This is a genomic window from Crateriforma spongiae (assembly GCF_012290005.1).
Taxonomy (GTDB): domain Bacteria; phylum Planctomycetota; class Planctomycetia; order Pirellulales; family Pirellulaceae; genus Crateriforma; species Crateriforma spongiae.
This window is the reverse complement of record NZ_JAAXMS010000001.1, coordinates 439,176-460,573: the sequence shown is the minus strand read 5'-3', so window position 1 is coordinate 460,573 and position 21,398 is coordinate 439,176. Positions and strand designations below refer to the sequence as shown.

The 21,398-nt window shown below is 59.2% G+C and carries 17 protein-coding genes; 12 read left to right on the top strand and 5 right to left on the bottom strand.

Going from position 1 to position 21,398, the window contains the following annotated elements; all coding sequences use genetic code 11:
• The first annotated feature begins 237 nt into the window (after nt 1-237).
• From HFP54_RS01725 to HFP54_RS01715, 3 genes are all read left to right on the top strand, one after another.
• Entirely contained in the window at nt 238-2,220 is a 1,983-nt protein-coding gene (locus HFP54_RS01725) for a YjhG/YagF family D-xylonate dehydratase (protein WP_168563837.1), read from the top strand.
• 172 nt (nt 2,221-2,392) lie between these two features.
• Entirely contained in the window at nt 2,393-3,415 is a 1,023-nt protein-coding gene (fba, locus tag HFP54_RS01720; protein ID WP_146411974.1) for a class II fructose-bisphosphate aldolase, read from the top strand.
• Between the two features lie 138 nt (nt 3,416-3,553).
• Nucleotides 3,554-5,002 carry a class I adenylate-forming enzyme family protein gene (locus HFP54_RS01715; protein ID WP_168563836.1) on the top strand — a complete coding sequence of 483 codons (1,449 nt, stop codon included), beginning with the start codon at nt 3,554-3,556 and terminating at the stop codon, nt 5,000-5,002.
• Between the two features lie 50 nt (nt 5,003-5,052).
• Here the strand turns inward: HFP54_RS01715 and tatC are convergent, their stop codons facing one another.
• A complete protein-coding gene (gene tatC / locus HFP54_RS01710; protein WP_206035954.1) occupies nt 5,053-6,096 on the bottom strand; it encodes a twin-arginine translocase subunit TatC in 1,044 nt (347 codons plus the stop codon).
• 323 nt (nt 6,097-6,419) lie between these two features.
• On the opposite strand from tatC, the gene HFP54_RS01705 reads away from it, so the two are divergent.
• The 6 genes from HFP54_RS01705 (at nt 6,420) to HFP54_RS01680 (ending at nt 13,530) form a co-directional block, all read left to right on the top strand.
• Nucleotides 6,420-7,445: a type I phosphomannose isomerase catalytic subunit gene (locus tag HFP54_RS01705; RefSeq protein ID WP_206035953.1), complete on the top strand. Its 1,026-nt coding sequence runs from the start codon at nt 6,420-6,422 to the stop codon at nt 7,443-7,445.
• Nucleotides 7,446-7,701: 256 nt separating this feature from the next.
• The gene (locus tag HFP54_RS01700) at nt 7,702-7,965 is read left to right on the top strand and encodes a membrane or secreted protein (protein WP_145301491.1); all 264 of its coding nucleotides are present in this window, start codon (nt 7,702-7,704) and stop codon (nt 7,963-7,965) included.
• Between the two features lie 356 nt (nt 7,966-8,321).
• The gene (locus HFP54_RS01695) at nt 8,322-9,593 is read left to right on the top strand and encodes a hypothetical protein (protein ID WP_168563834.1); all 1,272 of its coding nucleotides are present in this window, start codon (nt 8,322-8,324) and stop codon (nt 9,591-9,593) included.
• A gap of 107 nt (nt 9,594-9,700) precedes the next feature.
• Nucleotides 9,701-10,924: a pseudouridine synthase gene (locus tag HFP54_RS01690; protein ID WP_168563833.1), complete on the top strand. Its 1,224-nt coding sequence runs from the start codon at nt 9,701-9,703 to the stop codon at nt 10,922-10,924.
• Between the two features lie 31 nt (nt 10,925-10,955).
• The gene (locus HFP54_RS01685) at nt 10,956-11,834 is read left to right on the top strand and encodes a dihydroorotate dehydrogenase electron transfer subunit (protein ID WP_168563832.1); all 879 of its coding nucleotides are present in this window, start codon (nt 10,956-10,958) and stop codon (nt 11,832-11,834) included.
• Nucleotides 11,835-11,886: 52 nt separating this feature from the next.
• Nucleotides 11,887-13,530: a TlpA family protein disulfide reductase gene (locus tag HFP54_RS01680; RefSeq protein ID WP_168563831.1), complete on the top strand. Its 1,644-nt coding sequence runs from the start codon at nt 11,887-11,889 to the stop codon at nt 13,528-13,530.
• Between the two features lie 73 nt (nt 13,531-13,603).
• Here the strand turns inward: HFP54_RS01680 and HFP54_RS01675 are convergent, their stop codons facing one another.
• On the bottom strand, nt 13,604-14,209 hold the full coding sequence (locus tag HFP54_RS01675; RefSeq protein WP_235951182.1) for a DUF456 family protein: 606 nt from the start codon (nt 14,207-14,209) through the stop codon (nt 13,604-13,606).
• A 488-nt stretch (nt 14,210-14,697) separates the two neighbouring features.
• Here HFP54_RS01675 and HFP54_RS01670 point away from each other — a divergent pair, with 488 nt between their 5' ends.
• Nucleotides 14,698-15,309 (top strand): HNH endonuclease, encoded by a 612-nt coding sequence (locus HFP54_RS01670; RefSeq protein WP_146411958.1) that lies wholly within the window; start codon nt 14,698-14,700, stop codon nt 15,307-15,309.
• A 233-nt stretch (nt 15,310-15,542) separates the two neighbouring features.
• Here HFP54_RS01670 and HFP54_RS01665 read toward each other — a convergent pair whose 3' ends face one another.
• Nucleotides 15,543-15,821 carry a ferredoxin family protein gene (locus HFP54_RS01665; protein WP_145301512.1) on the bottom strand — a complete coding sequence of 93 codons (279 nt, stop codon included), beginning with the start codon at nt 15,819-15,821 and terminating at the stop codon, nt 15,543-15,545.
• 360 nt (nt 15,822-16,181) lie between these two features.
• Here HFP54_RS01665 and HFP54_RS01660 point away from each other — a divergent pair, with 360 nt between their 5' ends.
• Complete coding sequence (locus HFP54_RS01660; RefSeq protein WP_168563829.1) at nt 16,182-17,411, top strand: class I SAM-dependent rRNA methyltransferase; 1,230 nt, start codon at nt 16,182-16,184, stop codon at nt 17,409-17,411.
• Nucleotides 17,412-17,660: 249 nt separating this feature from the next.
• Nucleotides 17,661-18,320: an FHA domain-containing protein gene (locus tag HFP54_RS01655; protein WP_146411954.1), complete on the top strand. Its 660-nt coding sequence runs from the start codon at nt 17,661-17,663 to the stop codon at nt 18,318-18,320.
• A gap of 138 nt (nt 18,321-18,458) precedes the next feature.
• Here the strand turns inward: HFP54_RS01655 and tkt are convergent, their stop codons facing one another.
• Nucleotides 18,459-20,504, bottom strand: coding sequence for a transketolase (gene tkt, locus HFP54_RS01650; RefSeq protein WP_168563828.1), 2,046 nt, complete (start codon nt 20,502-20,504; stop codon nt 18,459-18,461).
• Between the two features lie 97 nt (nt 20,505-20,601).
• Nucleotides 20,602-21,363: a 5'/3'-nucleotidase SurE gene (surE, locus tag HFP54_RS01645; protein WP_146411949.1), complete on the bottom strand. Its 762-nt coding sequence runs from the start codon at nt 21,361-21,363 to the stop codon at nt 20,602-20,604.
• Nucleotides 21,364-21,398: the final 35 nt, after the last annotated feature.

Genomic DNA, 21,398 nt, shown 5'->3' with positions numbered 1-21,398 from the left:
AACGCCGCTCAGTCGTTCATCGACTTCTCCGTCAACTCGTGTTGACGCCTCCGAACGCGATCGCCGGCAATGGCAATCGACACGTCATGCAGATTGGTCAGAAAGGTAGAGCACGGTTCAAAGCCCGATCCCGCCAACTTTCTGGTCAAATTTCGAAAATACTTTTTCGATGCCTTCCGTGGGGTGTTTCGCCTCTCGTTTCAGTCTCTCCATCGCCTTTCCTTTGATAGCCCCACCATGACGGACGCGACGCCCGATTTCTTTGCCAGCCCCGCCGACCGTGAATCACTTCTGACGCACGCCCCCGGCCCGACCGGTCGCCTGCCGTTGTCCGACGAAATGCTTCGGCAATGGAGCAGCGGGGACCTTTTCGGGCTGACCCAAAGCGTGGGCATGGGGTTTGATCCACGCCGTGTCTTGGGCGACCAATATTTGATCCTCAGCACCCAAGGCGGGGTTCGTAATCCGGACGGCACGCCCCTGGCACTGGGCTACCACACCGGTCACTGGGAAGTCGGGCTGATGGTCGCCGCGGCGGCGGAGCAAGTCACCTCGGCCGATGGTGTCCCGTTTGCCGCCTTTGTTAGCGACCCCTGCGACGGCCGATCCCAGGGCACCCGGGGAATGTTCGATTCGCTGCCCTATCGGAACGATGCCGCGATGGTGATGCGGCGGCTGATCCGATCGCTGCCTCGTCGGCGGGGCGTGATCGGCATTGCCACCTGCGACAAGGGGTTGCCCGCCATGATGATGGCGCTGGCGGGGACCAAAAAACTGCACAACGTTTTGGTCCCCGGCGGCGTCACGTTGCCGGCCACCGAAGGCGAAGACGCGGGAAAAGTTCAAACCATCGGTGCGAGGTACGCTCGCGGCGAAATCAGTCTGGAACAGGCGTCACTGGAAGGCTGTCGAGCCTGCGGTACACCAGGTGGCGGCTGTCAATTCCTGGGAACCGCCGCCACCGCGCAAGTGGTCGCCGAAGCTCTTGGCATGACCATCCCTCACGCGGCGTTGTGTCCGAGCGGCCAACCAATTTGGCTTCAGATGTGCCGCGATTCGGCGGATGCCGCGATGGCGATGAAACGCGATGGCCTATCGCTGGCAGACAGTCTGACCGAAGACGCGATCGAAAACGCCATGCTGATGCATGCGGCGGTCGGGGGCAGTACGAATCTATTGCTGCACATTCCGGCGATCGCCGCAGCGGCCGGTTTGCCTCGCCCGACCGCCGATGATTTCCGCCGCGTCAACGCCCAAGTCACCCGCTTGGTGGATTGTTTGCCCAACGGACCGGTGGGACATCCGACCGTTCGGTTCTTCTTGGCCGGCGGCGTGCCCGAAGTGGCGTGGCATCTGAGGGAACTGGGCCTGTTGAAATCCCAAGCTCGAACCGTTTCTGGACTGACCTGGGATGAGGTCCTGGACCGCTGGCATACCAGCGATCGACGCAAGGCGTGCCGCGAGCGTCTGGTCGAAGCCGACGGCGTGTCCCCCGACGATGTCATCATGCCGCCGAACCGCGCGACCGCCCGAGGACTGACCAGCACCGTTTGCTTTCCCGAAGGCAACCTGTGCCCGGAGGGCTCGGTCATCAAAGCCACGGCGATCGCCCCCGATGTGGTCCAAGACGGCGTTTATCACAAACGCGGTCCCGCACGCGTGTTCACGTCCGAACGCGATGCGATCGCAGCGGTCAAAGGCAACAGTGCCGATCCGTCGGTCCAGGAGATTCGCCCCGGAGACGTCATGGTGCTGATCGGCCGCGGACCGCTGGGCTGCGGAATGGAGGAGACCTATCAGATCACGTCGGCGCTAAAATATCTTTCTTTCGGAAAAGATGTCGCACTGATCACCGACGCAAGGTTCTCCGGGGTCAGCACGGGCGCGTGCATCGGCCACGTCGGGCCTGAGGCCTTGGCGGGTGGCCCGATCAGCAAGGTCCGAGACGGTGACACGATCGAAATCAAAGTCGACACCCGAACGCTTCAGGGCAGCGTCCAGTTGGTCCAGACCCACGACGGCATTCCGGTTGAGGACGCATTGCGGCGGCGTACACCCCATCCGGAGCTATTAGTGGACCCGGATGTGCCCGATGACACCCGGCTGTGGGCGGCGTTACAGCAGGTCGGCGGCGGCACTTGGGGCGGGTGCACGTATGATGTCGACGCGATCGTTCGCACGCTTCAAGCCGGTCAGCAGGCCTTACGCGATCAACCCTGACGTTCGCCGGCAAATCGGGTAGCCGGTCGAACGCCCCCGACTTTCGGCCGACATGTGCGACCGTGCGGCGGTGGGACACTTGATCGCGGCCTCTTGCTTCAAAACCGCACTGTCGGATAATCGGCCTTCGTCTCCTTAACCGCCGCACAATCGAACCACAGGACTTTGACCCATGGCACTGGTGCCCCTTCGTGTTGTTTTGGACCACGCCGCAGAAAACGACTATGGCGTCGCCGCATTCAACGTCAACAATATGGAACAGATTCAGGCGATCATGGAGGCCGCCGAAGAAACCGATTCGCCGGTGATCATCCAGGCGTCACGCGGTGCCCGGGCGTACAGCCAAGACGCTTACCTGCGTCACCTGATGCTGGCCGCCACCGAGCTGTATCCGCACATCCCGACCGTCATGCACCAGGACCACGGCAACAGCCCGGAAACCTGCCAGTCGGCGATCGAAAACGGATTCACCAGCGTCATGATGGACGGATCGCTGGAAGAAGACGGAAAGACCCCGGCCGACTATGACTACAACGTCAAAGTCACCGCCGAAGTGGTCAAGCTGGCTCACGCCAAGGGCGTCAGCGTCGAAGGCGAATTGGGTTGCCTGGGATCGCTGGAAAGCGGCGGCGGCGAACAAGAAGACGGACACGGCGCCGTCGGCACTCTGTCCCGTGACCAATTGCTGACCGATCCCGAGGAAGCCGCCCGCTTCGTCGAAGAAACCAACGTCGACGCATTGGCCGTTGCCATCGGCACCAGCCACGGTGCGTACAAGTTCACCAAGAAACCCACCGGCGAAGTTTTGGCGATGAAGCGGATTGAAGAAATCCACGCCAAGTTGCCCAACACTCACCTGGTGATGCACGGCAGCAGCAGCGTTCCGCAAGAATTGCAGGACATCATCAACAAGTACGGCGGGGAAATGAAGCAAACCTACGGCGTGCCGGTCGAAGAAATCCAACGCGGTATCAAGAGCGGTGTTCGTAAGATCAATGTCGACACCGATTGCCGTATGGCCATCACCGGCGCGATCCGCAAAGTTTTCAGCGAAGATCCGTCGGCATTCGATCCGCGTGCCTACCTGAAGCCGGCCCGCGCCGCGATGAAGGAAGTCTGTGTCGCCCGTATGACCAGCTTTGGTCAAGCCGGAAACGGTGCCAAGCTGCGTCAAGCGATGGGCGCAACCGCCTGATCGGCTCACCCGAGCAACATTCAAAAAAATCAACGCGGTCCGAACCTGCCGGGCCGCGTTTTTTTACGGCCCCTTCGGCAAACCGGGTGCCGAATCAAAAACACCTGGCGACCGATACCGGTTCACTTCAATTGTTTGATGGTGCAAGACCATTTTTGGACGGTGTTTGCCGGCCATGTTCAACGACAGCCCCGACGCGTCGCCCTGGTCTATGATCCGGGGCCCGGTTCGGGGCTTGTTTCGTTGAATTGGTCTGAACTGAACAACATGACCGGCCGAGTGGCCGCTTGGTTGGATCAGAATTTCGGAATCGCCAGCGGACAACGCATCGTCCACACCAGCACTAATTCGCTGAGTGATTTGCTGATCTGGATGGCTTGCTTGCGGACCGGCCGCGTCGATGTTCCGATCGACGGACATCTTTCCCAGGCGATGGCCCACGATCTGATCCGGCGTGCCGCCGGGCAATGGGTCGAATCGAGCGATGTTCCGATCCGCCATGACGGCGTTGACGCACCGCCGGCAGCTCTCTATCCCTCCCGTCCGTCATCGGCAGATGACGACGCGGTCGTGCTTTGGACCAGCGGCACGACAGCACGGCCGCAGGGTGTCCGGCTGTCGAATCGCGCCTTGCTGATCAATGCACAGGACAAACTGGAAGCAGTTCCGCATAGTATCGATGATGTGCGATTGACGGTGCTGCCGTTCTGTCATGCATACGCACGAACCTGCGATGTCGGCACATGGCTGATCAGTGGCTGCACCCTGGCGATCAGCCGTGGCGGTGAAGGCTTGCAACGCGTGGCGGCGGCGGTGCATCCGACTCATGTGAACCTTGTTCCGGTCCTTGCCAAACGCTGGTTGAACCAAGCCCCTGATTCCAATGGGCAAAGCCGTTTGCGGGTGCTGGGGTGCGGCGGCGCGGGTCTGGACGAAGCGACATTTCATCGCTGGACCGAGCGTGGCGTGACGGTCATTCATGGATACGGATTGACGGAAACCGGACCGGTGATCGCCAGCGCAACGGTCTCCGATGCAAGGCCTGGTTTGGTCGGCCCCGTCACCCGGCACTGGCAGCATCGCGTGATTGACGGGCGACTGTTCGTCCGTGGTCCCGCCGTGATGTCCGGTTACATCGACGATGCCCCCGCGACGGCCCTGCGTATCGATCCCGATGGATGGCTGGACACCGGTGACGCTGTTGCAGTGGACCCGACGTCGGGGCAATTGAAAATCCTAGGCCGCTGCGATGATGCGATCGTTCTGGATTGCGGACACAAGATTCAACCCACTGATGTGGAACGTCGACTGGAATCGATCCCGCCGATCCGGCATGCCATGGTGGGTCAAGAAGACGGCGTCTTGGTGGCCTGGATTGTGACCGATCAGCCGAACGATTCGTTGACGCTTGAAAGCCTGTTGGAACCACTGGGCGATCTTCCAAATTACGCCCGTCCCAAGCAGTTTTTCCGTGTCTGGCCGCCACCGACACAGGCCGACGGATCGTTGACGATGAAGGGCACGATTCGACGTCGCGAACTTGCTCAAAGCCTGTCGCAGAGATCGGTGACGCCGATCGTTGGCTAGGACACCCGTTCGTTTGTTAGGACACCGGGTCGTTTAGGACACCGGGTCGTTTAGGACACCGGGTCGTAGGCATCGCTGCCCAGACCACGTCCACGTGGCAGGAACATGCACATGCCGATGCCCAGCAGATAAAGGAACAGCAACGGAATTGCCAACAGAACCATGCTGGTCCAATCGGCCGGCGTGACCAACATCGAAATCACGAAGATGACCACCACGGCGACTCGCCAACTGCTCGTGTAGGCCTCCGTTTCCAAAAGACCGATTCGCTGCAAAAACAGCATGACCAGCGGCAATTGAAACGCGATGCCAAATCCCAGCGGCAACAGCAACACAAAACTGACGTAATAGTTCAGCCGCGGTTCAAAGGCCACGTCCATGCTTTCGTTGAACTGCAACAGAAAATGGATCACGTACTGCAGCACCACGTAAAATGCCATCAACACGCCGCTGACGAAAAGTCCGACACTGACCGGCAGGTACAAATAAACGTAACGTCGCTCGTGCGCGTGCAGTCCCGCGGCGACAAAAGTCCACAGGTGATAGAAGACGAACGGCGACGAAACCACCGCACCAATCACCAGCGCCGCTTTGAACCAAATCATGAAACCTTCGGTCATTTCAAACGAACTGACGTTGGTCTGTGACTTGCGCAATTGAAACTGGGGTGATTGGTCGGCTAGTTCCGCCAAACGTTCGATCGCATCGGGCGAAATTGCCGCCTCACCGGCTTCTGGATCTGGGACGGCGTCGTTGGACGTGTCTGAATCCGCATCGGTGGTGTCTTCTGACCGCAACTGTGAAAGAGCATCCTGCAAGTCGCCCGGAACCGGAACGACTTCTTCCACCACCCAGGCACCGGCGGCGAAGGCATCGCGAAGCGGCTTCAACTCGTCCGCCTTGGTGTCTTCGACCCCCAGCAGTGCCATTCCACGTTCGGCGTGATACTGATGGATCGCCTGTTCCAGCGGTGTTTTGATGTAGGCCACCACCTGGTTGGCGAAGAACAGCCCGATCGCCACGCCGATTCCCAACCAAATGCACGCTTTGGTCAACGCCTGCTGCAACTCACGGAGATGTTCTCCGAAAGTCATCGTGGAGTTTTCGAACAGGTCGTCGTTGGGGGTGGAGATTCGGTCCACGAAGCGATCGCTGGGGCGGGGAAAGTTTGGGCGGATGACCAATGCGGACCAAACCGCATCGTAGGGGGAAGGGCCGATTCGAATCGCAGACCCGAGATCGGGGCATGCGGAGATCTAAAATCATCGCTCGACCGCTTCCCCAGTGTACCAACTGACCCGAAAATCAAGCCAGTGACGACGGGCCTGGCCGGTCGTTTCGTTTGTAGGGATTGTGCAACTTTGGCCGTATCGCCGCTTTCACCCTCCAGAACCGCAACGACGCAGAACCAAATTCCATGAGTATTTCCGCCGAACCATCCATCGACGGCTACCCGCTGTCCTTCACGCCCGTACTGAAACGCACGTTATGGGGCGGCCGTCGGTTGGGCGAAATGCTGGGGAAACCACTGGGGCCTGAACAGGACTATGCCGAAAGCTGGGAAATCGTTGACCACGGTGATGACCAGAGCATCGTTGACGCCGGTCCGCTGAAGGGACAATCGCTGGCGCAAATCCTGGCCGAACGCCCCGAATGGCTGTTGGGGTCGGATTGGGAAAAACAGGTCGGGCAAACCGGTGCCAGCGGCGGGCGTTTTCCGCTGTTGTTGAAGTACCTGGATTGCAACCGCGTTCTTTCGGTCCAAGTCCATCCGGACGATGCGTATGCCCGCCAAATGGATCCGCCGGACCTGGGCAAAACAGAAGCCTGGTATGTCGTGGCGGCCGAGCCGGAAAGCCTGATTTACGCCGGGCTAAAGGAGGGGGTGGATCGGCAAACACTGGCCGAGGCAGTCGAGGCCGGACAAACCGAACAGGTCCTGCACTCGTTTCATCCCACCCCGGGTGACTGCGTATTCATCCCCGCGGGCACCGTCCACGCATTGGGTGAAGGGCTGATCATTGCGGAAATCCAGCAATCCAGCGACACCACGTTTCGCCTGTTTGATTGGAACCGGGTCGACGCCCAAGGCAACGCACGTCCGCTGCACATCGAACCATCGCTGGCGGTTTCCGACTACCAGGCCGGTCCGGCCAAACCGTCATCGGTCGACCCTTCGGCCGAAGGCTGGCAATCATTGGTTCAGTGCGACAAGTTCACACTGCGAGCACTCAGCATCGGCCGGCGACCGATCGGTGGCAACGGCCGATGCGTCATCCTGACCGTTCCGCACGGCACGGTGGTGCTGCAATGCGGTGACGAAGAACGGGAATTGCGGACCGGGCAAAGCCTGCTGATTCCGGCGTCTTGCGCGGAATGTCAGGTCGAGCCCACCGAATCGTCGCTGCTGTTGGCAATGGGATTGCCCGACGAAACGGTCTGACCGGAATCCCGATTCACCGATCCCACCGATTTGCCGCGGGGAAGGCTGTGGCAAAGCCAATGGGGAACCGATCGATGATGAAGAACGGATCGTCTGTCCGAAGCGACGATTCACCTTGGCGGCAACAGCCAAAACTTCGTACGCTCCGAAACGGCAGCGGGACGACCGTTGCGGGGGTGAATTTCGACGCAACCCAACGGCACAGCATTCGGCCGACGCAGTCCGCACCTTCCCAAGCCACCGTCAGGATCGCCCCATGACCGCCAGCCAACGCCAAGTCGCCTTTATCGCAGGTGTCGCCGTTTGCCTGGTTTCGCTGGGCTGCCGTGGCCGTGGTTGGTTGCCCGCCGCCGGCCCAATCGGCCAGCAACAGGCCAGTGCGGTCGTCCACGATCCCTATCCCCAAGCGGATATTGGACCTTCTGATGCCGGCGCGCGTCCGCCCAGCTATCAAAAGCCGCTGGCTGAACCAGTCCGCAACCGCCTGGTGCCTGATCTGATGCCCTGGCTGGGCCGCTAAGCACGGTTTCGCTAACGCGTTTTGATTTCGGCTTTCCATTGGCCGGCGGCCTGATGTTTTTCCCGCCACCGCGCCCGAATTCTCTACACTGAAGGAATCGTGGGGAACGGTACGGTCCGCCGGTCCGTGCATCGCTCGGTCATTCGATACTGCACCAGTGGACGCATGATTGGATGTCCAAATGAACGGTCCGATCACGTTGCGACCTAGCCGTCCCATCATGCAGACCTGATTCCGCGTGACCCAGGGTGGCATCCATGTTGTGTCGCAGAACGTCCGTTCAAACGGCATGCTTTTACGCGTGGTTGGCCCTGGCGTTCGTTGTGATCACCGGATGTTCGCGCAAAGTGTATCTGGTGAGTCTTCGCCCGAACGGCGACACGATGCATCGCGACATCACCATCGTTCACGAAATCGATTCCAAACGACAACCGTTAAAAGACATTGGCGAAGCGGAACTGCGACGGCTTCACCAAGCGTATCCTGATAGCCCGCTGGAATACACCGACGACGGCTATCGATTCAGCGGTGACTTTGCCGGCGCGATGCCGCAAGACGTCGGTGGTCACGGAAACTACCAGCACCTTGCGACATCCCTGGGCGACCACTTCGCCTACCTCGAGCGTTTTCGCGGATCGGTTGACGTCGCTGACAACCTGCAGCAACGCTATGAAGCATTCGACACCTGGGCCGATCTGATCGGCGGTTGGCTGGAAGAACAAATCGACGATGCCGCATGCCGTGACCAGGTGATGCTTTGGTTCAACGGGGACTTTCGGAACGATGCACGATCCTTGATCTTGTCGCTTTGGACCGCGGAGGCGACCAACCAGATTGTCCCACAAACGGATCCGACTTGGCTGGCTACCATGGCGATTCAGTTTCTGTTGGAACGCGATTACATTCGGCCATCGGATGCACCACGGTTGGCTCGGCTTGCTTGGCCAACGACCGCGGAACAGGCCAGTGATCAACTGGTCCAGTGCCTGCAGCGAAAGCTTGAGTTGACCCCGCAACAGGCCAAAGCGTTACAGTTCGCATCGGACCCCAAGGCCATGCGTCGATCATTGGAATCGTATGTTCGTGACAGCGACGAATATCGTGAAAGCGTGACCCAATGGCGACATGACCACCCCGATGCCGCCGACGACCAACAACCGACGCCCATGGGATTGGTCACCGAGCGTTTGTTGGCGGCGACATCGCCCCATCTGTTCGGACCGGGCAACGAAGTCGCCGAAGTGCATTTGTTTTTGGATGCACCGCCACACTGGACCAATGGAATTTGGGAAGCCGACCAAGGACATGTTTTTTGGTCGCTAGGAATTTCCGGATCCCCGTTGCCACCAATCGCAATGGCGGCATGGAGCGTCGCGGACGCGTCGCAACAGACTCGGTTTTTTGGCGACGTCGTCCTGCGGGAACGCGAACTTAGCCAGTACGTGCTTTGGTACCACGGACTTTCCCAATCCAAACAAACACAATGGGACGACATGCTGGCGAGCCTTACCGAATCCGACGACCGAGATGCCGACCTAGCCCGCTTTCACTTTTTTGATGAATCGATCGACGACGAACACCGTGACAGCAAGATCGGCGCGGACCTGATTCGACAATCCCTTCCCTGAATGACGCGTTTGCCGCACGCACCGCTGGGCGATGGGTTGGCCTAACAAATCGGCGGCTATTTGGTACGTTGGCACGTTGCATTGAATCGTCCGCGGATAACACAAGCATGCCCAAGCGCGCCAAATCAGCCAAACGCCCCTCCCAGAATTCAGCCTCATCGGGTCCGCAACGGCTGCAACGCATCTTGGCGGCCGCCGGGTTCGGCAGCCGTCGGCAATGCGAGGATTTGATTCAAGAGGGACGGGTCATCGTCAACGGGCAAACCGTGACACAACTGGGCAGCACGGCAGACACCAAGTCGGACACCATCCTGGTGGACGATTCGCCGATCCGGCCGTCACGACATGTGTATTATGCCGTTCATAAACCGACCGGCGTCGTCACGACCAACCGCGACCCACAGGGACGTCCCCGAGTGATCGACTTGGTGCCACCCGACGAACGTGTCTTTCCGGTCGGCCGATTGGATCGCAACAGCGAAGGCCTGATCCTGCTGACCAACGATGGCGATCTGGCCCAACAATTGGCCCACCCCAAGTTCGGTGTTCGCAAGATCTATCGCGTCACCGTCGCCGGCAAAGTTGACGGCGAAACCATGAAACAGATGCGTCGCGGCATTCATATCGCGGAGGGGATGGTCCGCGTCGAGGGTGCCAAGCTATTGAAGACGCGGGGACGATCCACGGAATTGGAAATCGTACTGCGAGAAGGAAAGAACCGAGAGATCCGCCGGATCCTTGCCAGGCTGGGCCACAAGGTTCAAAAGCTTCGTCGGATCGCGATCGGCCCGTTGCGTCTGGGCGATGTTCCCGCCGGAGCGTATCGCGCGCTGCGGCACGACGAAGTCGCCAAACTGTACGCGTCCGTTCAACCCGGTGGCGATGACGACACGTCGACGCGTCCCGGTCGGCGAAAGGGTGGAAAGAAACCGCGACAGCGCAGCGGCAACGACGGCACGCGATCCAAGTCAACGAGACCGGCGGCCAAAAAAGCGGCCGCGAAACGGTCCGGACGCACGCCCGATCCTGAGCGTAGACGCCGAGACGAGCGGTCTGATTCATCTTTCCCCCTGCCGTCGTCGCATCGCCGAATCGGCGCTGTCATTGGCGGTGATGCGCCCGAACCAGCCGACGCACCGGAGGGACGGCCCGCCAAGCGTTCCAAAAAGCCGTCGCGGAAAAAGGCAGCCAAGCGATCGGCGGTATCTCGATCCGGATCGAGTCGCACCGGTTCCCAAGGTCGCGCAGCAAAACGTGGCACCAAGAAACGTGCTGGCAACCGATCCACCGGCCCGAAAGCCGCCAATACCAAAAAACGTCGCCGTCGCTAAATTTGTTCCCTTTCCGGATTTGCATGACGCCATGACTTCGCTGCACGCCGATCACTACGCCGACAACCTCGTGCAATTGCGATCACCGCTGGTGACCAATCGCTGCGTCGCTCGGGACACTTTCCTGTGCCGAATCGATGCACCGGAGATTGCCAGGGCCGTGATCCCTGGCCAGTTTGTGATGATCCGAATGGCCCAGCATGACGCTCCGCTGATCGGACGCGCCTTCGCCGTTTGGGACATCATCAACGACGATTCGGGTTCCCCACGGTTCATCGAACTGATCTACCTCCGCAAAGGCACGTTAACACGCGCTTTGGCATCCGCACCGGTGGGAACCCCGATGGACGTTTGGGGACCGCTCGGCAACGGCTTTGCCGCTCGCCCGTGTGACCGCTTGATCATGACGGCCGGCGGCATCGGCCAGACTCCGATGCTGTTGCTTGGAAAAGAAGCGATGGGGACCACCGATTTCGGCCGAGACCATGGCTGGGCAAAACACGTCGAAATTATTTACGGGGCACGAACCGCTGACTTGTTGGCGGGGGTCGACGCGTTTCGCACAGCCGGCTTTGAAGTCACCGTTTGCACCGACGACGGTTCGACGGGACAAACCGGACGGGTGCCGGATGTCTTGGCCATGCGATTGACCGAGCTGCAGGACTCCGGCACAACGCGTGTGGTGACGTGTGGACCGGAAATCATGATGCAGCGAGTTTCCGAAGTCTGTGATCAACACGAGGTCGATTGTCAGGTCAGCATGGAAACCCCCATGGCATGCGGCATCGGCATCTGTTTTTCCTGCGTTGCAAAAATTCGACAGGACGATCCAAACCAACCTTGGGACTACAAACGAACGTGCGTCGAAGGTCCCATCTTCGATTCCTCGCGGGTCCATTGGGATGACTAATTTGTTCAGAATGTGGAACCACCTCGTCGCGCCCCCCACATCGTCGTTTCGCTTGCCACGATCGTTCGCGGCCGCCGCGTTGCTGGGACTGGCAATTCTGGCCGGCTGCAATTCATCGTCCGAAACCGACGTTGCCGACAGCGATGGTCAGCCAACGCCCCCGCTGCCGCAAGAAGATGAATCGGATTTCGCCGGTCGACCTTCACCCACCGGCCAACCCAATAACAATCCGGTCGCAGCGCCGATTTCAGACACGGCCATGGCACCTTCGCCCACCAAACAAGGCGGCGGTGACTTGTTGGATCAGTTGGCCGAACCACCCGAGCTGGAACTGGCTACACCGCCGAGTCAGGCGACGGAGCAGCTCAAGGCGAACCTTTCCCCCGATCGTCTGGCCGTTCTGTTGGCGACTGCCGACCGAGAGATGGAAATGGCGTTGACGATGCAAAGCGACGCGTCGCAACAGGAACGCCTGGCACAGGCCAAGAAGATTGCCGATGCCAAGTTGCAAGCGGCCAGGCGGTTGGCCTCGCATCCCGACGCAACCCCCGAACAAATGACCCTGGGTAAACGCGCCGAACTGCAGGGCCTATCACACTTGGCACAGCTGGGTGACCTACGATCGGCGGAGTTACTGGAAGACCTGGCCAGCGAATACGTCCGCTCCGAATCCGATGATTTGAAAGTGGACAGCCAACTGGTGCTGATCGGCTTTGGCCTGGAACGTTTGCAAAATGGTGATGAGCAGGCGGCTGATGACCTGGTCCAGTTGAACCGGGAATTGATCGAAATCACTTCGGATCGAAACGTCATGGCCATCGTCGCGATGGCCCAAGCGAGACAGTGGCTGGCCAAGCTGGACCATCCCGCCGAATCCGACGAAGTCCGCCGGATGATTCTGGATAAGTTCGGCGCTTCATCGGATCCGAACGTCAGTGCCATGGCCGCACAGTACGCGGGCAACGTGAAATTCGATGCGATCGACCAACTGGTGGCCAAGGCCATTGAAGGGCAAACGATCAATCCGACGCGGTGGCGCGAAGCCGTGGAAACGCTGCTGCGTGAAGCTCCTGATTTGTTGTCGGTCCGTTACCTATGCGGAACCACATTGCAGTTCGAATCTGGCAACCAGCCGGAATTGGCTGACATCACTTACGAGATCTTGGAACAGCGTTTTGCCGATGACACATCCGCTATGGGGCAAGACGTTCAACTGGCCTTGGAACTACGCGACGCGCGGGCCGAAAAAATCGGCCAACCCATCGACGTACCCCTGCGTTCGATTTACGGAACGGTGGATCGCATGGAGCAGTTGCAGGGGCAAGTCGTCTTGATGCCATTTTGGTCCACGCGTTTTCAGGATTCGCTCCAGCTGATCCCGACGCTACAAAAACTTGAATCGGAGTTCCCCGACGACGTTTCGGTGGTCGGCATGAACCTGGATCCGTCCGGCGATGATGTGCGCGGATGGATGGCACAGGCGGGGCTTGAATTGCCGACCGTGGCACTGCAACAGAACGCCGATGAATCCGTAAAGGTCAGTCCGGTCGCCCGTCAATTCGGAATGGGTGGACGACCAATGACCGTGATCCTGGACCGTCAGGGAATCGTTCGAAAAATCCTTTTTGGCGACCAAAACCTGCGTGCCACTGTTGAAGCCTTGGTCCAGGCCGATGCGGGTGAAGGCAATCCGTAACCGGGACTGCCTGATCATTTCGCGTTTTCTATTGATGGCGTGATTGCTTTGTTGCTGAATCGTTGCTGATCGCTTAGACCAGCACCGCGATGAAAGCCACGACCACGATCAAAGCCCCCACGCCCGCCTTGCCGGCGGTCCCAAGTGTGCGTCCCCAAAACGCCGACTTTCCGATCAACCAGCTTTCACGCCAGGGCCGACCGTCGGTCTTTTCCGCGTAGATCGCACCGACCGTGGCACCGGCGCCGCCGAAAAGCAACGCCGCCAGGACCGGGCCCAAGATGGGGATCGGCAAACCGACCACCGCCCCCAAAAACGCACCCAGCATCGATCCGCCCAGCGCATAGACCGTTGCCCGTCGACTGGCCCCGGCACGCCTGGCCCCCGCAGCACCGGCCAAAAATTCCAAGCCCTCGCCGATCGCTGCCAACACAAACGCCAACACCACAGGCGTCGCTCCCATCCCCAGACGCCCGTCACCGGGTCCCAACCAAGCGTATATCGCCATCAAGCCTACGGCGATCCAATTGCCCGGCAGTGCGATCAAATTCAACGCCCAACTTAGAGCCACAGCGATCACCATGCCGATCGCCAACACTGCTGCTCCGGAAGCCGCGATCCACGGAGCCTGCCACCATGCGGTGTCTGGTGCTGCCAGCAGTGAAAGTTCCGAAATCATCTGGTGAATCTTCGCTGATCTGAAGTCTGGTGATGGAGCATGTCGACGGCGAGACCGTATCGAAGACCGGCCGATTTGATCCAGCATCGCCGAACGCTTTTCCGCGAATCGGCGACGCCGGAATTACTGGCTGCAAACTCCGGTCCGGTGGCCATCCCCGCCTTACGGCCAAAATTGTGCGACACTGTCTCCCGTTGCCGCCATCCTATTGTTCGTTTGGTTCGTCCACTGTTTGCCAAAACGAACCCGGAAACCACGGGATCCGTCTGACCTATGCGGGCGGCCCGGGAATTCCCCCCGTCGGCACCGTAGCCGAGCCGGGGCTGACGGGTCCACCTTTCCCACCGTCCCAATTTGATGGTTGCCGGCTTCGGCAACCGGTAAACTGGCAAACAAGTTGTGCGGGGAAGCCACGACGCCGATGGTTCGCGGCAGCCGTGGCGCACGGCCTTTTCACCAAGCAAGCATTCGCATGGAGCAGGGCGACGATGACCCACAGTGTGCTCGACACCAACGTGTTGGTACTCAACCGATTCTATATGGCCATTCGCGTGGTCAACGTGCGTCGCGCGTTGACACTTCTTTACCGGCAGTGCGCCGAAGTCATCAGCAATGACGAAGAACAGTTCGTCAGCTACGACTTTGACAGCTGGTGCGAACTTAGCCGATTGGCATCCACCGACAAGCAAGCCGGCGAAGATTACCTTCAAGCCGTCGGTTTTGAACTGATGGTTCCACGCATCGTCCGGCTGACGCGATTCGATCGAATGCCGGCACAGACCGTTCGGTTCAATCGCAAAAACCTGTTCACGCGCGACGACCACCGGTGCCAATACTGTGGCAAGAACGAACCGACACACAAATTAAGCTTGGACCATGTCGTCCCTCGTTCCCACGGCGGTCCGACGACGTGGGAAAACGTTGTATGCTGCTGTCTTCGGTGCAACAGTCGCAAAGGTGGGCGAACGCCCAAACAAGCGAACATGAAGCTGCTGACCAAACCGGTGAAGCCGCGGTTTCATCCACTCTGGTCGGGACCGATCGATGATCCGCGGTACGAATCATGGAAAACGTTTGTCAGCATGCCCGCGGCCTCGTAGCCATCTGGCGTTCTCAGCCCTCAGACGCGACAGACTGGCGACGCCAATTGCACCGCGGCAATCCGGGACGGTGTGCGGTCCAGTATCGACATGGCTGCTGAGATCAATTTTTGACAAGCAACGCGAAAGGCGGCCTGGGTCAGGCCGCCTTTCTTTCGATGGTCGTCGGGTTCACCGACCAGCAAACACCGCGACGATGCCCTCGCGGGCCGTCGGCGTTGTCGACGTGCCGATCACTGATCGGCCAGCGGTGCTTTCTTTTCGGTAATGACTTCGCACTCTTCCGACTTGGTGGCGTTCAATTCCAAGTAGCTCTTCCACTCATCGGGAAGATTGTCTTCGTGGAAGATCGCCTCGACCGGACATTCCGGAACACAGGCTTCACAGTCAATGCATTCTTCTGGGTGGATGTACAACATGTCGTCACCCTCGTAGAAACATTCCACCGGGCAGACGACGACACAATCGGTGTACTTACAGCCTTTGCACGGTTCGGCAACAACATGAGTCATGGTTGGACCTTTCTACGAAGTCTCGAGGTGTCGCAATTCTCCACCAATGTATCGGGTGGTCAACGAAGGCATCTGAAGCCGAAAATAAGTTTCGACGTGGTTCGTCGACCAACGATCAGCGGGGAACGTCCGTCACAGCGTTGGCGCCGGCCTGATGCTCGTGGGCCGGCGGCGCCGATATCGCTATCCGGGAACTTCCGAATCGGATCATTGCGTGTTGAAACATTAGGATTGCCGTCATTTTGCCGTCCTTTCGCGCCGCTGACGAGACGTCCAAAGCGGCTGGGCAATTGAATCACCCGGACTTGTTAAAACCCCCATTTTCGCTTCAAAAACCTCGTTGCTGCCTCATTTCATCGCATGCCTGCATCCACGGTCGCCTTGCGCGTCAAACCCAATCGCCATTTTCCGTTTTACGCCCGTCACCCCTGGGTCCACGCCCACGCCCTGGCGGCCGCGGATACCGAGTTCGCCTGTGGCCAGATCGTGGATCTGACCGACCATGATGGCAACTGGCTGGCGCGGGGCCTGGCCAACCCTGACAGCAAGCTTCGGGTTCGTCTGTACAGCTTTGATCCCGATCTTTCGTTGGACGATTCACTGTGGGCCGAGCGGATCGATGCGGCGATCGATCGCCGGCGTTTGGATTCCCAGCATCGTGCGGGTGACGACCAGGCGGAGCGGCTGGTTTTCAGCGAAAGCGATTTGCTGAGCGGTTTGATTGTCGACCGCTATGCCGATTGTCTCAGTGTTCAATTCACCGCCGCAGGAATCTGGCGTTTTCGTGACACGATCGTCAATCATCTGATGCAGGCGACGGGATGCCGAGCCATCAAAGTACAGGTCGACCAGCGAACTGCGCGGTTGGAAGGCACCGAACCGATCGACACCTGGTTCAATGGACGCTGGGCTGCCGACGAAGGCGAAACCGAGGATCCCTTCGCAGAGCCGGTTCAATATCGACAAAACGGGCTGAACCTGAGCGTCGACCTGCGTCATGGCCAAAAAACCGGCGGCTATTTGGACCAAGCGTTGAACCACGCCCAGGCGGCACGCTATCTGACAGGACGACGGGTTTTGGACGTCTGTTGTTACCACGGCGGCTTCGGACTGGTCGCTGCCGTTTCGGGCGCTGCTGAAGTCTTGGGGATCGATTCCAGTGAAGCGGCATTGCAGCAGGCCGCCGAAAACGTCGAGCGAAATTCGCTGTCCAACGTCACCTTTCGGCAAGCCGACTGCTTTGATGCATTGAAGGAATTGGCCAGCGAGTCTGAACAATTCGACGCGGTCATTTTGGATCCGCCGCGGTTCGCCGGCTCAAGGCACCAAGTCGCGTCGGCGATGCGTGCTTACGCCCGCCTGAATGCACTGGCGCTCGATTTGCTTCCTCCCGGTGGCATTTTGGTCACGTGCAGCTGTTCGGGACGAGTTTCGGTGGCCGATTTCCACGACATGTTGACGGACGTCGGAAAACGCCGCCGCCGTGATTTGATTCTGCTGCAAACCCGCGGCGCCGCACCCGACCACCCGGTAGCGGCGTCCTGTCCGGAAAGTGAGTACCTGAAATGCGTTATCGCGCAAGTCCAATAGGCTAAGAGGCTGTCGTGGGAAAGGTTTGGTGAACATTCAGTCCGGTCGACAACCGAATCGGGCAAGTATGCTCAAAAGGGTGACCGCAGGGCTGCCCAACCGTTGCGGGGATAAACAAGCTGCGACGCGTTGACCTATAATCAAAAGCCTTGTTCCAACGTCCGGGTCGCCAGGATGCAGCCAAATCGCCTACCTTCGGACCATTTCTCGTCACCATTCAAGCGTGCCGTCCAGCCTGGAGTCCAACCCATGTCGGGTGTAACGATCAAAATTCTTCACGGCGCAGATCGCGGCCGGGTGTACGAAGAAGTACAGCTGCCGATGACGATTGGTCGCGAAGAAGGCAACGACATTCAATTGAATGACGAAAGGGTCAGCCGCTGTCACCTGAAAATCCAACGTGACAACGACCGTTTGGTGCTGACGGATTTGGACAGCACCAACGGTACAAAGGTCAACGGTGTTGAATGCCAGTTGAAAATATTGCGCCATGGCGATCTGATCGCGGTCGGCCGCAGCTTGATGCTGGTGGGTTCGGAAGAACAAATCGCAGCACGCTTGGCCGCCATGGGCACCGATGGTCCCACCGTCAAACGTGAAATGGGATCGTCCGACAGTTCAATGCGGGTGGAATTGCAGGGCACCAATTCACCGATCCCTGCGGAAATGATGCAGGTTCGCGAACTGCCCAACGTCCCCAAAGATTTGTCCCCTGGCCAGAAAGCGCAGATCTGCGAAGTCTTGGATTACTTGCAAGAACGTCTGCACCGCTTGATCGAATCGGCCAAGCACGACGATTCCGGGCAAGACGTGAACCTGCAACTCGGCGCATGGCATCGCTTGCTGGACACCCAAGCGGAACTAGCCGAGATGGTACGTCAGATCACCGACCCGGATTGGCCCAGCTGATCACAACGCCAAAACAATTCAATGCGGATGACATGTGCGTGAATCCACAGCATCTCCGTTAACGCCAAACGGCCTCGATCTTGGATCGAGGCCGTTTGTCATTGTTCGTTATCGGTGCCGCACAACGACGGACCGAAATCAGGCCGACGCGGCGTTGACGACCGCTTCGGCATTGATGCCAAAATGTTCATAGACGGCCGCGTAAGGACCGCTGGCACCGTAGCTTTCCATCCCCACGAATTTGCCAGCCGATCCGATCCATCGATCCCAGCTCATGCGAATCCCGGCTTCCACGGCGACGCGATTGGTGACAGCGGGCGGCAACACTTCGTCGATGTAACTTTGGTCCTGTTCCTGGAACAGATCCATGCACGGCATGCTGACGATGCGAACCTTTTTGCCTTGTTCGGTCAGCGTCTTGGCGGCATCCACGCACAAGTTCAATTCACTGCCGCTGCCCATCAGGATCACGTCGGGTGTGCCGTCGCAATCCGACAGAACGTAGCCACCTTTGGCACACCCACTGACGTCGGCGTAGACGTCACGATCCAACGTCGGCATGTTTTGACGCGACAGCACGAATGCGGACGGGTGATCATCGATCGACAGTGCGGTGCGATAACACTCTGCAACTTCGTTGGAATCGCCGGGACGGAAAACCAACAGTCCGGGAATCGCGCGGCAAGCCGAAAGGTGTTCGACCGGTTGGTGCGTCGGACCGTCTTCCCCCACACCGATGGAATCATGCGTCAGGATATAGATCACCGGTTGATGCATGATGGACGACAAACGCATGCCGCCACGCATGTAATCCGAGAAGACGAAGAAAGTGGCGGCATAAGATCGCAATCCTGACAGCGACAAACCGTTGGTGATTCCGGCCATCGCATGCTCGCGGATGCCGAAGTGCAGGTTGCGTCCACCGTAGCTGCCGGACTGGAAATTCCCAGCACCGTCGAACTTCAGATCCGACTTGTTGCTGGGTGCCAGGTCGGCGGATCCGCCGATCATGAACGGGATATTTGCGGCGACGGCGTTCAAAACCTTTCCACTGCTGTTCCGTGTCGCATCGCCTTTTTCGTCGGCCGGGAACACGGGGATGTCTTTGTCCCAGCCCTCGGGCAACTTGCCGGCGAACATGGCCGTCAACTCAGCCGCCTTTTCCGGGTGGTCTTTCTGGTACTTGGCCCAAATTTCGTTCCACGCATCGAAAGCCTTCTTTCCACGTTCACCGACACCTTCGGCAAAGTGTTGCTGAACACCATCGGGAATGTAGAACTTTTCCTCCGGCGGGAACCCATAGCTTTGCTTCGCCAGTGCGACTTCGTCCCAACCCAACGGGGCGCCGTGGGCACCGTGCGTATTTTGTTTGTTGGGTGCACCGTAACCGATGATGCTTTTGACGATGATGATCGTCGGCTTGTCGTTACAGGCCTTAAAGTTATCGATCGCCTTGCCCAGTGCCGCCAAGTCGTTGGCATCATCGACGTGGACGACGTTCCATCCCAAGCCTTCGAAACGTTGACCGACGTTTTCGCTGAATGCCAGATCGGTTTCCCCTTCGATGGTGATGCCGTTGTCATCGTAGATCCAGCACAGGTTGTCCAGCTTCAGGTGGCCGGCCACCGATGCCGCTTCGCACGCGACCCCTTCCATCAGGTCCCCGTCGCTGCACAGGGCGTACGTGTTGTAGTCAAACAGTGTGGCGGAATCGGTGTTGTAGGTCGCGGCCAACCACTTGGCGGCCATCGCCATGCCAACGCTGTTGCTGACACCAGCGCCCAGCGGTCCGGTGGTGGTTTCGATTCCGGCGGCTTCGCCGAATTCCGGGTGACCGGCGCAGACGCTGCCGATCTGACGAAACGACTTGATGTCGTCCAGGGTGACGGCCAGTCGGTCGGTGGGCTGGCCGTTGTCGTCCAGGGCTTTGACGCCGATCAAATGCAGCGAGCTGTAAAGCAACATCGAAGCGTGACCGCAAGACAGCACGAAACGATCGCGGTTGGGCCAAGCCGGCTGGGCCGGGTCGTAGTCCATCGTGTGCTGATACAGCTGATAGGCGATCGGGGCAAGCGCCATCGGCGTTCCCGGGTGCCCGCTGTTTGCGGTTTGGACGGCGTCCATGCTGAGCGTTCGAATCGTGTCGACGGCCAGCGTTTGAATGTCAGTCGAAGCGACGCTCATCGGTCGTTTCCCCGGGGATCTTTCGGCGGAATAATCAGTCAGAAACAGTGCGAAAAAGGGTATCTCGCCCGTCGCCGCCGGAAAAGGGGCAAGGAAATCAGCCCTTCAAATTCCAGTCCCGCATCGGATCCAACATCTCGGATCGGGTCAGATCAAAATGCAGCGGCGTCAGCGTGACATTGCCATCACGCAATTGGCTGACGTCGGTCATTTCCGGCGGCTGGCTTTCCGATTCCGACCACAGAGCCCAGTAGTACCCGCGCCCGCCGGGATCCGTCCGCTTTTCGTACGTCCGTCCGTATTGCTCCAAGCCCATCGGAACAATCTTCACATCCCGTGGCGTTTCGGTCGCCGCCGTCGGGACGTTCAAGTTGAACAGCCCACCCTGGGAACGCGGCTGCTTGACGATGCCACCGATGACGTTCCGTGCGATCACCGCGGCGCTTTGAAAATCAGCGTCGTCGTCGTGCTCCAGCGAAACCGCCACGCTGGTGATGCCAAAGAACGCTCCTTCGATCGCCGCCGCCACGGTGCCGCTGTACAAAACGTTGATGCCCGCGTTCAGGCCGCTGTTGATCCCGCTGACGACCAGATCCACCGGGTTGTCCTTCAGCAGTTCGGCAACCGCCAGCTTGACACAATCTGCCGGCGAACCGTCCACCGCCCACGCCCAGTGCCGGCCTTCGCGATGAATCGCTTTGCACACCAAAGGCGTCAGATAGGTGATCGAATGGCCGACCCCACTTTGTTCCGTTGCGGGGGCCACAATCACGACTTCGCCCAAATGCCGAAGCTGCTGTTCCAACGCCGCCAACCCCGGCGCAAAAACGCCATCATCGTTGGTCAATAAGATTCTCAAGCCGCGTCCTTCGCACTTCTGGGCACAATCGGCAA